Below are 14000 nucleotides of genomic sequence, written 5' to 3'. Positions count from 1 at the left end.
TTTTGATGCGATTTAGAAGCCAAATGCATTTTTTAGAACGGATTCAGGAAGATACAGGCGATCATTTTCAATCTTCGCCTCCACCGCAACGGAGCTTCCGTTGACGATGGCCTGGTCCGCCCCCAAGGTGTATTCCAGTGTCGCATCGCCTTTGCTCAACGTTACTTTGCGGCTGTCAAAGTCATACGCCACATCGATTCCGTTTGCCTCGGCGGTAACACGGACCGGCACCAGTTGATCAGCCTTAGCCTCATCGGCAACATTCGCTTCGTCGTTTGCCTTGTTGTCCACAGCCGGGGTGTCTGTGTCAGCAGCGTTGTCAGCATCGGTTGCTTCGTCCGTGCTGCCAGACAGATTGATTTGGTACTTGGCAAAACCGCTGTCCAGTGTGGAGAGGTACGTCAGATCTGCTAGATTCTTTGCGTACTTCTCGGCGTTCGGAGAGGTCTCAAAGGTGACCGTTGGGTTGCCGTCAACGGGAGCAAACGACCAGTTGTTGTCTGCAGATGGATTGATCGTTTTCTCAGCCATCAGGTAGTTGATGACTACTTGACGGTTTTCGTCAGGAGAGTCGATTACGATGTTGCTGCCATCCAGGCCAGGGAAGTTTCCACCGCCACCTGCACGGTAGTTGTTGGTAACAACGATGAACTTCTGGTCTGCTGTTACCGGCTTCCCTTGGTACTGCAGATTAACGATCCGGTTGGCATCCGGATTGACCAATTCCCCTTTCACATCGTATCGAGCCGGCTGTGTCACATCGACTTGATAGGTGACACCGTCGATCACGTCAAAGTTGTAGGTTGGGAAACTGTTGTCAACCAGTGGCTGCTCCCCTTCTTTATTCGGGTCGATCTGGTTAAACTGACCTGCCGAACGCTCCAGCCATTCTTTCACTGTCGTTCCATCGACCAGCACGGCTTTCAGGGTGTTCGGATAGATATACAGGTCGGAAACATTCTTCACGGCAATGGTTCCGGCCGGGATATCGGTATAGTAGCTGGCGCCGCCACGACCGCCTGCTTTAAACGGTGCGCCTGCGGACAGGACCGGAGTGCCTTCCAGTTCTGTTCCCTGGATATGGTTCTCTACATACCACTTTTGGGCGTTGGTCACGATCTGAATGGACGGATCGTCGTACACCAAGGCGAAGTAGCTGTTGATCGGTGCAGTGGTAGTGGCTACCGGGCCACGGACGTACTCCAGTGTCGCTTCGTGATCTTCTTTCACAGCTTCTACGATATGCGGATCGGCTTCTACCAGCGGAACGATCTCGCTTCCTTCTTTTTTGTAGATCGGGCGAGCTTCCGACTGAGAATCTACAACTTCCCACTCACCGTCCACCTGCTGCAGGGTGAGATCGATCACGCCGAGGTGGTCGCCCCAGAAGCCTGGTTCAACAGCAGCTACACCATTGATGGTCCCTTTAGCGTTGTCTACTCCCGGAGCGCCTTCAAATGTGGGGCCAGGGAAGACTACGTGAGAGTGACCAAACAGGATCGCATCGATGCCTTCTACCTTGCTCAAGTGGAAGGTAGCGTTTTCATCGTTGCCTTTCAGATCTTCACTTCCGAAGCCGGAATGCGGGATGGCAACGATGACGTCAGCGCCTTTTTCCTTCATTTCAGGAACAAATTTTTTGGCTGTCTCGATGATGTCTTTGGCGATCACTTTACCTTCCAGATTGGTTTTGTCCCACTGCATGATTTGCGGCGGCACGAACCCGATGACGCCAACCTTCAGGTTTTGGTCATTTCCGCTCTCGTCTTTGAAGGTCTTGTCCAAGATCAGGTATGGGGTGAAGTAGTTTTTGTCGTTGTCCGGATTGTCATCCTGATCGTCAACGTATACGTTGGCATTGACGTATGGGAATTCAGAACCTTCCAGACTCGTTTTGAGAAAATCCAACCCGTAGTTGAACTCATGGTTCCCGATGTTGCCCGCGTCGTAGTCCAGCAGGTTCATCGCTTTGTATACAGGATGGACCTCCCCTTCTTGAAGCGGGTCAATCTTGGCTACGTAATCACCCAATGGATTTCCCTGGATCAGGTCGCCGTTGTCGAACAACAAGCTGTTTTGCACTTCTTCCCGTGCCTGTTTGATCAGAGTAGCCGTTTTGGCCAGGCCAAACTCATCTGTTGCAGCATCTTTGTAGTAGTCGTAGTTGACGATGTTGACGTGAATGTCAGTCGTCTCCATCAGTCGCAGCTTTAGCGTTGTCGGTTGGTCTGCGGCACTTGCCGAAACCGGCAGAACCAAGCTGCCCAAGACCAGCGCTGAGGCCAGGACACTACTCAGCAGCTTCTTCTTCAATGTACAATACCCCCTCATGGAAAATTTAAAAATGTAAGACAACCTGATAGTACCACAAAATTTTTAGGGGCGAAACGCTCACATGAACTACCAAAAAAATTTTTTGAATACGGTGTGTTGACAAAGAGACGGAGATAAGAGTACCCTTTTGTTGAGTAAACACTTAATAAAATGGTAGTGGGAGCAGAGCGACTATGAAGAAAAAGGTTAATCGAAAGGCAAAACAGGGACTGGAGACCAGACAGAAATTAATTGAAGCAGCTCTGCGAGTGTTTTCACGCAAAGGGTTTTCAGCCAGCACCACAAAAGACATCGCCAGAGAGGCAGGCGTCACGGATGGACTGATCTACCACTATTTCCAGTCTAAAGAACAACTGCTGTGGGTAGTCCTAGAGCAGCAAACGCTCAACCACAAACTGCGGGAGATGGTTGACCAGTACAGCCAGTTTGCTCTGCTGCTTGAACACACGCTGCAGCAAATCTTTCGCTCGCTGCTGCAGATGCTTCATCAGCAGCAGGCGTTTATCGTCATGTTTTTTGGGGAATCACAGCGCAATCCAGTGATTCAGGAGCGGTTGTCGGAAATCATCCAGCAAGGTGTCCAACACCTTTACCGTCTGCTCGCGCCAAAGGTGGCTGTGGAAGAAACCTACTTGCGCACAGCGATTCGCAACGTACTGGCATCTGTGATGATGTTTTTCCTCACGCATGACCGGTTTGCCGGGGACGAGACAAGTCGTGAGCAGTATATACGAGATACGGTGCAGCAGTTTATGAAGGGGCTGGAATAGCACCATCTATTTTTTAACTGATTATTAAGTAAGTACTTAGTAAACAAAAGGAGAATGTACAGATGAAAACAGATGAGATGACAAATACTGTAAAAACCACCTCGGTCGAAACAGACGTGGTGATTGTCGGAGCGGGACCTGCCGGCACGGTGTTGGCTTACCTGCTGGCACGCAGCGGAGTTCGTACGATTCTGCTGGAACGCCACTCCAGTCTGGAGCGAGAGTTCCGCGGCTATGCCTTTCAACCGCTGGTACTCAAGATGTTTGACCAGATGGGGCTGCTTGCAGATCTGCTGCGGTTGGAGCATCATCGGGCAGATGCCTTTCACTTTGTTGATCGGGGGAAGGAACTGTTTTCCGTCCGATTTGACGAACTGCCGCAGCCGTACAATTACGCCTTGCTGATGTCCCAGCCGTTACTGCTTCGTTTCCTGATTGAACAGGCTTCCCGTTATGATACATTTTCTTTTTGGTCCGGGACTACAGCTCGCCGCTTGTTTCGGCAGGGGAAAGAGGTGGCGGGTGTGGCTGTCAGGCGTGGGGAACAGGAGGTCGCGATCAGGGCCAGGTTGGTTGTCGGTGCTGATGGCCGCTACTCCACCATTCGCAAACTGGCTGGAATTGAACAAGAGGATCAACCGATTCCGTATGATTTTCTCTGGTTTGATTTGCCGGGAGGTACATTTGATCACACCTTCCCGCTGCAGATTTCCATCGAGGAGGGGGGGATGCTGATCTATATTCCCAAAGGCCCTGATCTGGTTCAAGTGGGATGGGTGATTGAGAAAGGCAGTTATCCGGACCTGCGCAAGCGGGGGATTGATGCTTTTCGTCACCAGTTGGCAACCGTTGCTCCGGAATTGACGCAAATGCTGTCAAAGCACCTGACCGATTTCAAGCAGGTATCTGTCTTGGACATCCAAGTCTCTATGGCTCAACAGTGGTGCCAGGATGGGCTGTTGTTGATCGGAGATGCAGCCCATGTTGCTTCCCCGTTTTCCGGTCAGGGGAACAGCTTGGCGATTCAGGATGCTGTGGCGGCTCATCCTCGCATTGTCACGGCGCTCAAGGAGCAGCACGGCCTGATAAGCGCTTCTCGTCTGCAGGCGTTTGAAGAATACCGGCGGCCGGCAGTATCGGCGATCACCAGGATTCAGCAGATGCAGGCAAGGCTGATTGGGATCAACCATCCATTGCTGGTCAGGTTGAGGAGGATTCTGCTGCCGCTTGTCAGCAAAACCCCCTTGTTGCGCCGGATGCGCGAACAGTTGGCGATGGGAGCACAACCCATTCACGTTGCCAGTGAGTACTTTGTCCGGTCAGAGTCGTAGAAACAAGTGGGGCAGTCCGGCTTGATCCACTCGTGGAGCAAAGGAAGCCCATTCATTTGTTCCTATCAAACTGCTGATCCAGACTCTTCATGCTTGCCTGCTTGGATGTCGGCTTGCTAAAGGCAAGCAGCATTTGATAGAAGCATCCGGGTATGAGGGACGGATAACATCAGCCAGATAGACGTTGACAGCGAAGCCGATCTGCTAGAGTAATAGGTATAAAGCCCCTTTTGATTGGCGAAAACTAGTAAAAAAAGTCGAGAAAAAGGGGTTATTTTTCATGAAGCGATTGTTCCTGATGGTATCGGTCGGGGCATTGCTGACGAGCGGTCTGATTTATGCCAAGCTGTATGACCAGCGTGTCGCTGAACAAGAGCAGAAGGCGAACAGCCAAGCGGCAGCAGTGCAAGCAGAAAACGGTGATCAGGCGGAGCCTGCTTTGGCCAATCCGCTGGAGTTGGTGTTAAGACGCACTTATCTATGCGGTGTCAAGACAGAAGAACAGAAAGAGCTAACAGGTGAAACGATGGAGCAGGTGCTCGCCAAGCACAGGGGATGGGAGATCGTCTCGGTGGCGTCCGAACAAGTGATCCTGCACAAAATGGAGAACGACATCGCTCCCTCCTGCAAGGAGAATGGGTATTTCGGCTTGTCAGAAGACGGCGTACTCACGCTGTTTAACGGACTGCCTAGCGAACAAAAGGTGATTCAAACCTTTTACCCGATCAATACGGAGCGGATGGAAGTGAGCCTGCCCAAAGAGGAAGTGGAACTGCTCAAGCAGGGAATCCGCGTTCGCGACTTGGCGGAGTATAACAGCATCTTGTCCACATACGGAGATTTTCAGATTGAATCGTCAACAGGCAGTGGTCATTGAGCACATTGGAGCTTCTGTATCGGGAAGCTCCTTTATTTTTCTCATCGATCTGAGGATGGCAGCTCCGGCTCTGTTAGCTTGCCCAACACTGTCGCCCGGAGTACAATCAAAATAGCGCCGCTTCTCTTTGCGGATGGTTCCGGGTACGACAGAATGTGGTTTGCATAAGGGAGGGGTACCCATGATTCGCTGGCTCGTGATCGTGCTCGGCGTGATGGTGGCCACGGCGATTGCCGGTGAGTTGAAAATGAGCCCGTTTCATGGTGCCTTTCGCATCAGTCTGGGCAGTGCTGTCTTCTTTTTTTTACTGCTGTTGTTCAAACCCCGCTATCTTCCCATCGTCGGTGTTATCGTCGGATGCTTTGTCAGTTTGTTTCGGATGACGGTGGACGTGGTGAGTGGAGTTGCCCAGTGGGAAGAAGCGTATCTCACACATATTCCGGCAGCCTGGTACTACATTGCTTTCGTGATCGTGCTCTCTTTGATTCGTTATAAACATTTTCTCTCTGCGCCGCTGCTGCTCGGGTTGATTGGAGGGTTGGTCGATTTCGGCTCCAATCTGGTGGAGCTGTTGGCGCGGATGGTGATTGAACAGCGTCAAACCTCTCTGCACGACGACGCGCCGATTCTGCTGTTGGTCGGGGTGCTGCGCAGCTACCTGGTTGTAGGGGTCTACAACATGCTGGAGATCCGTCAGCTTCGCGCCGTCAGCCGGGAACAGCAGAAACGGATGGAAAAGCTGCTCTTGATCCTCTCTGAACTGTATGAAGAGCGGTTGTACCTGCAAAAGCTGATGGGTGAGGTGGAACAGATTACCGCTGACAGTTATCAGCTATACCGGCAACTGGCGGGAGATCCACGTGCCTCGAAAGCGCTGCGTCTGGCCGAGGAAGTGCACGAGGTCAAAAAAGATGCGCAGCGGATTGTTGCCGGCCTGTCCAAACTGATCAGGCAGGAAAACATGGCGGAGCGATTGTCCCTGGCCGACGTCGCCAAGCTGGTAAGCAAGGCGAATATGAAGTATGCCGAACACTTGGGGAAACAGGTTGACATCCAGGTGAACATCCAAGGTCCTTGGGAGACCAATCGGTTCTACTCGCTGCTGTCGCTGTTGAACAACATAGTCGCCAATGCGGTCGAGGCGTTTAAGGACGAGGGCAAGATTGTGATTGATATCTTCGCATATGACGACGACATCTGGTTTGAGATTAGCGACAATGGACCGGGGATCGAGAAACGTGACTGGGAGCTCATCTTTCAACCAGGCTACACCACAAAGTACGATCAGGCCGGCAATGCGTCGACAGGGATTGGTCTGGCGCACGTGAAGTCAACACTGCGGGAGATTTCCGGCAAGATCGAAGTGGGCGAGAGCAAGATGGGAGGGGCGATGTTCCGCATCATTGTTCCCGGAAGCTCCTTATAAAAAGTGAATGAGGGAGAGGAGGGGAGGCATGACAACATTTTTCGTAATGGATGACGATCTGGCGGCCAGGCGGATGTTGAGCACGTTGATTGAGGATAACGATCTGGGTACGGTTGTCGGTGAAGCCGAGGACGGTAACGGGGCGGAAACCCAGGTCTTGCGGCATCATCCAGACGTTCTCGTGATCGATCTGTTGATGCCTGAGCAGGATGGTATCGAGACTATCCGACGCCTCAAGGAGTTGGGGTACCAAGGCAAGCTTGTGATGCTTTCGCAGGTGGAGCATAAGGAAATGATCAGTGAAGCCTACCAGAATGGCGTTGAATACTACATCCAGAAGCCGATCAACCGGATAGAGGTGGTTGCCGTGCTGCGCAAGGTGATTGAGCGAATCCAACTGGAAGCCTCGATCCGGCAGATCAGGAAGTCGCTGGCCTGGATTGAGCAGGATACGCCGACCAGACAGCAGAAAACGGCGTTGTCTATCACCGATCTGGTACGGGCAGCGCTGACGGACCTCGGAATCGTTGGTGAAGCCGGTACGCGAGACCTCACGCGAATCGTCGATTATCTAGTGAGCAACGAGCACAAACTGGATGAACACCATTTGCCGCCGCTGCGAGAGCTGTATGCAGCCGTTCTGCAGCCGGGGCTGTCCACAGAGGCGAGTGAGAAGGAGATCAAGGCAATTGAGCAACGGGTGCGCCGAGCCGTTGCCCAGGCTCTGCTAAACGTTGCCTCCATGGGCCTAACCGATTATACCAATCCGATATTTGAACAATATGCAACCAGGTACTTTGACTTTGCCGATGTACGACAGAAGATGCGGGAAATCGAAACGGATGAAGAGCAATCGCGTGTGAGGCTCAATCTGAAAAAGTTTTTGTACGCTCTATATCTGGACGTAGTTCAGCAGTGGACGGACCAAGTGGATACCTTCTAAAATCCGATAGGGTTCGGCGGGCACATAACCCACCTGTCGTTTGTGTCATACTGTAGCCATACGGCGCATGTAAAGGAGGAGTCTGGGCATGTCTTCGATGCCGCGAGGAAGCTACAAGGACCAGTTCCACCAACGCTTGTACGTTCAGTTAAACCAGGGGCATAACAAGCTGGATTACCGGAGAATTAACCGGATTCAGGATGAAATGCGAGCCGCTGTCGACGATTATGCGCATATGCAGCATGATGAAGCGGATGCACTGGGAATGAACAAACACTAGCGAGCGCCGTACAGCCTGACCCGATGGGTCGGGTTTTCTTATTGTGCGGTGCTGCCTGGATGGGTACGCGGCCATCGCCGGGGATTCATGCGGTGGCAGGTTGGGGGCGGTTTTGTTGCATGAGGGAAATGCATGTTCGCTTTTAATCCGAATTGTGGTACAGTAAAAACGAGTACAGTAACGAGAGCGGAGAGTGAATCATGCGCATCTTGGGAGTGGATCCGGGGATTGCGATCGTCGGATTTGGACTGATTGACCAGTTGGGCAGCAAACAGCGTCCTGTACAATATGGCAGTATTCAGACCGAGGCAGGGCTGCCGGTGCCGCTGCGATTGCGACAGATCTTTGAATCGGTTCAGCACCTGTTACAGAAGTATCAGCCGGATGAAATGGCCGTAGAAAAGCTATACTTTAACCGCAATGTGACCAATGCTTTCGTCGTCGGCCAGGCCAGGGGAGTGATCGTACTAGCTGCGGAATTGGCGCAGATTCCCGTCTACGAATACACACCGATGCAGGTGAAGCAGGCGGTCACGGGATGGGGTGGAGCGGAAAAGCGGCAAATCCAGGAAATGGTTCGCTTGCTGCTTTCCCTGCCGGAGATCCCCAAGCCGGATGATGTAGCTGATGCTTTGGGGGTGGCGATTACCCACGCCAACAGCAGAACCTATACTCAGATGGCAGGCGGTGCAGACAGATGATTGATTTTGTGGAAGGAACCATAGACTACATAGAAAACGATTATGTCGTAGTGGCGGCGGGAGGAGTTGGCTACCGGCTATTCTGCCCCAACCCTTATGCGTTTATCTCCGAGCAGGGACAGGTAAAGCGGCTGTACACACACCAGCACGTTCGAGAAGATGCGCTGCACCTATACGGATTTGCTGCTCGTGACGAACGCGACCTATTTCGTCGGCTGCTTGACGTGAGCGGTCTCGGTCCCAAAGGGGCGTTGGCGATCTTGGCAGCGGCCAAGCCAGAACAGATTGTGGGCGCGATTCAGCAAGAAAATGTACAGTACTTGACCTCTTTTCCAGGGATCGGCAAGAAGACCGCACAGCGCATGATCCTCGACTTGAAAGACAAGCTGAAAGGAGCCGCTGCTGCATCCTTTTTGCCGGAGAGCGCTGTCGGTGAGCAGCAGGAGGCAGGGAATGCGCTGAGAGAAGCGTTGGACGCACTCGGCGCACTAGGCTACACTGAGGCGGAGCTGCAGCGGATCAGACAGACACTGATGGATCATGTTCAGGGCGGAGCTGGTGTGGAACAGCTGATCAAACAGGGATTGGCGCTGTTAGTGAGGGGATAAAAAATGGATGACCGCTTGATAACGACACATATGCAGTGGGAAGACGAGGGGATGGAGGGGAGTCTGCGTCCCCGTTATCTCGCTGAGTATATCGGCCAGCAGCAGGTAAAACAAAATCTAAAGGTGTTCATCGAAGCGGCCAAACTGCGTCGGGAAGCACTGGATCACGTCCTTCTGTACGGACCTCCAGGACTGGGCAAGACCACTCTCTCCCAGATTATCGCCAATGAATTGGGCGTCAACATCCGCACCACCTCGGGCCCGGCGATTGAACGGCCAGGCGATCTTGCAGCCATCCTGACCAATCTGCAGGAAGGTGATGTGCTGTTTATCGACGAGATACACCGCCTTCATCGAAGTGTGGAAGAAGTACTGTATCCGGCGATGGAGGATTTCGCGCTCGACATCATCATAGGCAAGGGACCCAGTGCACGCAGCGTCCGCCTGGAGTTGCCCCCGTTTACGTTGATTGGGGCGACTACACGAGCTGGACTGCTCTCTTCACCGCTCCGGGACCGCTTTGGCGTAGTGAACCGCTTGGAATACTACACTGTTGATGAGCTGGCGTTTATCGTCAGCCGGGCTGCGGACATCCTGCAGATCGGCATCCAGGAAGGGGGAGCAGCGGAAGTGGCGAAGCGTTCCCGGGGGACGCCTCGTGTGGCAAACCGGCTGCTGAAGCGGGTGCGCGACTTCGCCCAGGTACAGGGCGAAGGCGTGATTACGGAGCAAATCGCTCAGGAGGCATTGATTCGCCTGCAGGTGGATTCCCTTGGGTTGGATCACGTGGACCACAAACTGCTGCTCAGTATTATCGATCAGTTTAACGGGGGGCCTGTCGGGCTCGACACCATCGCGGCAACGATTGGCGAGGAAGCGCAGACGATCGAAGACGTCTGTGAACCCTACCTCCTCCAGATCGGCTTTCTGCAGCGCACTCCCCGTGGGCGTGTCGCTACTGCCAGTGCTTACCAACACTTTGGTCGGGAGATGAGAACGTGAATCCAATAGCCAAACTGTTGATCCTGATGGGCGTTGTACTGATTGTGATTGGATTGATCTGGCAGTTCGGCGGGAGATTTCTGCCGCTTGGGCGACTGCCGGGAGACATTGCGGTAGAGAAAGAAAATGTGCGCTTTTATTTCCCGATCGTCACCTGCATTATCATCAGCATCCTGCTCTCTTTGGGCAGCTATTTGTTTCGTTTGTTCAAATAAGCGGTTCTGCCAACAGTCCTCCATCCACTTACGGTGGCAGGAGGACTGTTTACCGTTGCCCCCAGCCGATGGACCCAACTTTTGCTAATCAGGAGGAAAACCCTCGGTATTTGTCGAAACAACCAGAAATCGCAACAAAGAAAGGAACGAACCGGGATGAACATACGATCGGTTGGGAAAAAAGCCGTGCAGATCGCTGGCGCTGTCTGTCTGGCCTTTTCCTGGATGGGACAGGCTGCACTCGCGGCAGGAGAAAATATCCGTGTCGCCCTCTTTGTCGACACAGGTACAGGATACAGAGGTGTTGTACCATCTGTGACATTAGGCAGCGACAGTGGTCTTGCTATCCGTATGACAGGTGATAAGGGTGCTGCTTTGCTGCCGGTCGGCGATGTCCGGCAGGCACGATTCAGTCTGGATCGGTTCAGCGTAATCGCAGTTGAGACGGAGCGGCTGGTAGAAGCCCAGCAGGTGGCGCAGCAGCTGAGCCAACAGAAGCTGGATGCTTCTATTCAGGTGCAGCCGCTCGGCGGAAGGAACATGTATCAAGTAGTCAGCGGTTCCTTTCGTACATACGAACAAGCGATCAATCAAGCAGAAAAGATTGGGAATACGACAGGAACGGCTCCCAAGATCTCCGGGCCTTATCGCCTGGAAGCAGGGGCGTTTGGAACCCTCCAGGAGGCGAGGGATTGGGAACGGGCATTTGAAACGTCCGGCATCCCTGCTCATACCGTGATTGTGCTGCAAGGTGAAAGCCCTTCCTACGAGGTGTGGGTAGGCGATGAAGTATCAGAGGCAAAGCGGAACGAACTGGTTGCCACCGCTTCCGCGCTGTATCCCAGTTTTTCCTATCAAAAACCGGACAATCAGGCCTACGTAGTTCTGGAACAAGACGTGGTTGCTGACGGAACGGAGGCAACCACGATTCCCCGTTATTCCTTTTCACCTGCCGCCAAGCTGATAGCCGCACCCAGAGGTGGTGAGCCGCCGCTGATCACGGTAGAAGAACGGGCAGCCCGACAGTATCGCGGGATGATCGAGATGTCGGAATATAATGGACACCTAACTGTAGTGAATGAGCTGCCGTTGGAACAGTACCTGTACGGTGTCGTCGGTTCAGAGATGGAGACTGGCTGGCCGATCGAAGCGCTCAAAACGCAGGCTGTTCTAGCTCGCACCAGAGCACTTGGCCAAGGCAGCAAATACGGAGTGGCCCACTTGTCGGATACTGTACATGAACAGGCCTACTACGGTTACGGACGAGAGGCGGACGACATCCGTCGAGCTGTCAATGAGACCGCTGGCGTGGTCATCCGTTACCAGGGGGAGTTAGCTGAGTCACTCTATTACTCCAACGCAGGCGGCATAACGGCAGACGGCAGAGAGGTCTGGGGCAGTCCGATTCCTTACCTCGGCTCGGTAGAGAGCAATGACATCTACCCGATGCTCTCCGCCAATACGTGGTACCTCGTACAACTGTTGGACAGATCGATCGGCTATGTGCGGCACGATTTTATCGATCTGCTGCCGATCAAAAACGGGATGGGACTGCAGTTGGGAGAAGTAAATACGGACAATCTCAACTTCCGCACCGGCCCCAGTACTACTTATCACCGCAGCCTATTTACACTGCCGGCCGGAACCCAGGTGACGATTATTGCCCAAGAACCGGAAGAGAACGCTTTTTCCTGGACGCGCGGACCCTACAGTGCCGTAGAGATAACGGAGATGATCAACAAGAGCCAGCAGCAGAACAAAGCAGAGCCCTTCTCCCGTCCGATCGGTTCGCTCACTGTGACGGAACGCGGGCCGTCGGGACGGGTCATGTCCATGGAAGCGGATGGCGTCAGACTGGCCGTCTCTTCCCCGGATGCGCATCGGTCGGTGTTCCGGCAAGGAGAGAGTGGTCTGCGGAGCACCAAGTTTGAAGTGGAGCAGATGGGTGCATATACGGTGCTGGGTGCCGGAGGGCGGACCTCTCAGTTCCCGCAGTCGTCTCCGCAACTGCTCGCAGTAGGGGGCAATGGTGCAGGACCGATCCCGGTCAACGGGGGCAGCGAAGATTTTCTGATATACGATGGATTAAACTGGCGGGTCGCGTCACTCACATCCAAGTTCCTGTTTCGTGGATACGGATATGGGCATGGATTGGGCGTCTCCCAGTATGGGGCCAAGGCACTGGCTGAACAAGGGTATGACTATGTACAGATCTTGCAACACTACTATCAAAACGTGACGATCGGACCGTAGCCGTTTGAAACAAGACAAGGAGACTAGGAGCAGTGGACGTACAATTATTCGACTTTGAACTGCCTGAAGAATTGATTGCCCAGCATCCGCTGCAAGAACGAACTGCTTCGCGAATGCTGGTGCTCGACAAAGAAACAGGTGAGATCCAACACCGCCGTTTCCGCGATTTGATCGACTACCTCGCTCCCGGTGATGTACTTGTGCTAAATGACAGTCGGGTGCTGCCGGCAAGGCTGATTGGTGTCAAGCCGGACACAGGGGCAAAAGTGGAACTGCTGCTGCTAAAGTCGTTGGACGACGATCGATGGGAAGTGCTGGTAAAGCCCGGCAAAAGGATAAAGCCCGGTACGACGATCCAGTTCGGCGACGGTCTGCTCACCTGTGAGTGTGAAGCAGTCACAGAAGCTGGAGGACGGATCGTTCGTTTCTTCTACGACGGCATTTTTTATGAGGTGCTGGACCGGTTGGGCTCCCTGCCCCTCCCTCCGTATATCCATGCTCAGTTGGAGGATAAGGAACGCTACCAGACGGTATACGCCCGTCAACGGGGCTCGGCGGCAGCCCCCACTGCGGGTTTGCACTTCACGGAAGAGTATCTGCAGCAGATAGCCGACAAAGGCGTTCAAATCGCCTATATTACGCTACACGTGGGGCTTGGCACCTTCCGTCCGGTCAGTGCAGATCAGGTGGAAGAGCACACGATGCACGCCGAATATTTCGAGATCTCAGAGGAGACGGCAGAAGTGGTCAACCACGCCAAAGCGGCTGGACGCCGCGTGATAGCTGTCGGGACAACATCCTGCCGCACGCTGGAGACGGTTGGGCAGCAATCCGGCGGTAGACTGGCTGCCGGTTCCGGCTGGACCGATATTTTTATCTACCCCGGTTACCGATTTCACATCATCGACGGACTTTTGACCAACTTTCACCTGCCTAAGTCCACGCTGGTGATGCTGGTCAGCGCGTTGGCCGGACGCGAGCACGTGCTCAACGCTTACCAGGAAGCGATCAAACAACAATACCGTTTTTTCAGCTTTGGTGATGCGATGTTGATCGGATCATTCTGATGACACATCCCCCTTCCAGGAGGAGTACTGTACGCATGTGCAGGCTTTTCGGAGGGGGTGTTTTGTTTTGTGCGGCACATTGCATGAGGTAGGTAGTGTCCTCCTTAACGTTTTGTAACACTGCATTTACGCTGCATAAATAGCAGCCCCCTACCGGCCCAAGTACAATCGAGAGGAGACTATTTGCACAAGG

At 53.4% G+C, this 14000-nt stretch carries 13 protein-coding genes; 12 read left to right on the top strand and 1 reads right to left on the bottom strand.

Annotated features, from left to right (window positions below; translation table 11 throughout):
• Positions 1-12 precede the first annotated feature (12 nt).
• A complete protein-coding gene (locus tag LOK74_RS13190; RefSeq protein WP_338148670.1) occupies positions 13-2331 on the bottom strand; it encodes a bifunctional 2',3'-cyclic-nucleotide 2'-phosphodiesterase/3'-nucleotidase in 2319 nt (772 codons plus the stop codon).
• Positions 2332-2507: 176 nt separating this feature from the next.
• On the opposite strand from LOK74_RS13190, the gene LOK74_RS13185 reads away from it, so the two are divergent.
• The 12 genes from LOK74_RS13185 (at position 2508) to queA (ending at position 13807) form a co-directional block, all read left to right on the top strand.
• Positions 2508-3104: a TetR/AcrR family transcriptional regulator gene (locus tag LOK74_RS13185; RefSeq protein ID WP_230042500.1), complete on the top strand. Its 597-nt coding sequence runs from the start codon at positions 2508-2510 to the stop codon at positions 3102-3104.
• 62 nt (positions 3105-3166) lie between these two features.
• Positions 3167-4435, top strand: a complete 1269-nt coding sequence (locus tag LOK74_RS13180; protein WP_230042499.1) for an FAD-dependent oxidoreductase — start codon at positions 3167-3169, stop codon at positions 4433-4435.
• A 280-nt stretch (positions 4436-4715) separates the two neighbouring features.
• Positions 4716-5312 carry a BofC C-terminal domain-containing protein gene (locus tag LOK74_RS13175; protein WP_230042498.1) on the top strand — a complete coding sequence of 199 codons (597 nt, stop codon included), beginning with the start codon at positions 4716-4718 and terminating at the stop codon, positions 5310-5312.
• 181 nt (positions 5313-5493) lie between these two features.
• Positions 5494-6738 carry a sensor histidine kinase gene (locus LOK74_RS13170; RefSeq protein WP_230042497.1) on the top strand — a complete coding sequence of 415 codons (1245 nt, stop codon included), beginning with the start codon at positions 5494-5496 and terminating at the stop codon, positions 6736-6738.
• Positions 6739-6766: 28 nt separating this feature from the next.
• A complete protein-coding gene (locus tag LOK74_RS13165) occupies positions 6767-7681 on the top strand; it encodes a response regulator (RefSeq protein WP_230042496.1) in 915 nt (304 codons plus the stop codon).
• Between the two features lie 88 nt (positions 7682-7769).
• Positions 7770-7961 carry a hypothetical protein gene (locus LOK74_RS13160; RefSeq protein WP_230042495.1) on the top strand — a complete coding sequence of 64 codons (192 nt, stop codon included), beginning with the start codon at positions 7770-7772 and terminating at the stop codon, positions 7959-7961.
• Between the two features lie 200 nt (positions 7962-8161).
• Positions 8162-8662, top strand: a complete 501-nt coding sequence (gene ruvC / locus LOK74_RS13155; RefSeq protein WP_230042494.1) for a crossover junction endodeoxyribonuclease RuvC — start codon at positions 8162-8164, stop codon at positions 8660-8662.
• Entirely contained in the window at positions 8659-9270 is a 612-nt protein-coding gene (ruvA, locus tag LOK74_RS13150; protein ID WP_230042493.1) for a Holliday junction branch migration protein RuvA, read from the top strand. Before ruvC ends, ruvA begins: the two co-directional genes overlap by 4 nt.
• 3 nt (positions 9271-9273) lie before the next feature.
• Positions 9274-10272, top strand: coding sequence for a Holliday junction branch migration DNA helicase RuvB (gene ruvB, locus LOK74_RS13145; protein WP_230042492.1), 999 nt, complete (start codon positions 9274-9276; stop codon positions 10270-10272).
• Entirely contained in the window at positions 10269-10487 is a 219-nt protein-coding gene (locus LOK74_RS13140) for a DUF2905 domain-containing protein (protein ID WP_230042491.1), read from the top strand. The genes ruvB and LOK74_RS13140 overlap by 4 nt, the downstream gene beginning before the upstream one ends.
• Before the next feature lie 156 nt (positions 10488-10643).
• The gene (locus LOK74_RS13135; RefSeq protein WP_230042490.1) at positions 10644-12740 is read left to right on the top strand and encodes a SpoIID/LytB domain-containing protein; all 2097 of its coding nucleotides are present in this window, start codon (positions 10644-10646) and stop codon (positions 12738-12740) included.
• Positions 12741-12772: 32 nt separating this feature from the next.
• A complete protein-coding gene (queA, locus tag LOK74_RS13130; RefSeq protein WP_230042489.1) occupies positions 12773-13807 on the top strand; it encodes a tRNA preQ1(34) S-adenosylmethionine ribosyltransferase-isomerase QueA in 1035 nt (344 codons plus the stop codon).
• Positions 13808-14000: the final 193 nt, after the last annotated feature.

This window comes from Brevibacillus humidisoli (assembly GCF_020923435.1).
Taxonomy (GTDB): domain Bacteria; phylum Bacillota; class Bacilli; order Brevibacillales; family Brevibacillaceae; genus Brevibacillus_E; species Brevibacillus_E humidisoli.
The sequence above is the reverse complement of the archived record's forward strand: the minus strand, read 5'-3'. Positions and strand labels throughout refer to the sequence as shown.

What these genes read in the sequence shown, in the direction of transcription:
- ruvA (WP_230042493.1), top strand. Translation starts at nt 8,659, where the DNA reads ATGATTGATTTTGTGGAAGGAACCATAGACTACATAGAAAACGATTAT.
- LOK74_RS13190 (WP_338148670.1), bottom strand. Translation starts at nt 2,331, where the DNA reads ATGAGGGGGTATTGTACATTGAAGAAGAAGCTGCTGAGTAGTGTCCTG.
- ruvC (WP_230042494.1), top strand. Translation starts at nt 8,162, where the DNA reads ATGCGCATCTTGGGAGTGGATCCGGGGATTGCGATCGTCGGATTTGGA.
- LOK74_RS13135 (WP_230042490.1), top strand. Translation starts at nt 10,644, where the DNA reads ATGAACATACGATCGGTTGGGAAAAAAGCCGTGCAGATCGCTGGCGCT.
- LOK74_RS13175 (WP_230042498.1), top strand. Translation starts at nt 4,716, where the DNA reads ATGAAGCGATTGTTCCTGATGGTATCGGTCGGGGCATTGCTGACGAGC.
- LOK74_RS13180 (WP_230042499.1), top strand. Translation starts at nt 3,167, where the DNA reads ATGAAAACAGATGAGATGACAAATACTGTAAAAACCACCTCGGTCGAA.
- ruvB (WP_230042492.1), top strand. Translation starts at nt 9,274, where the DNA reads ATGGATGACCGCTTGATAACGACACATATGCAGTGGGAAGACGAGGGG.
- LOK74_RS13170 (WP_230042497.1), top strand. Translation starts at nt 5,494, where the DNA reads ATGATTCGCTGGCTCGTGATCGTGCTCGGCGTGATGGTGGCCACGGCG.
- LOK74_RS13165 (WP_230042496.1), top strand. Translation starts at nt 6,767, where the DNA reads ATGACAACATTTTTCGTAATGGATGACGATCTGGCGGCCAGGCGGATG.
- LOK74_RS13185 (WP_230042500.1), top strand. Translation starts at nt 2,508, where the DNA reads ATGAAGAAAAAGGTTAATCGAAAGGCAAAACAGGGACTGGAGACCAGA.
- LOK74_RS13160 (WP_230042495.1), top strand. Translation starts at nt 7,770, where the DNA reads ATGTCTTCGATGCCGCGAGGAAGCTACAAGGACCAGTTCCACCAACGC.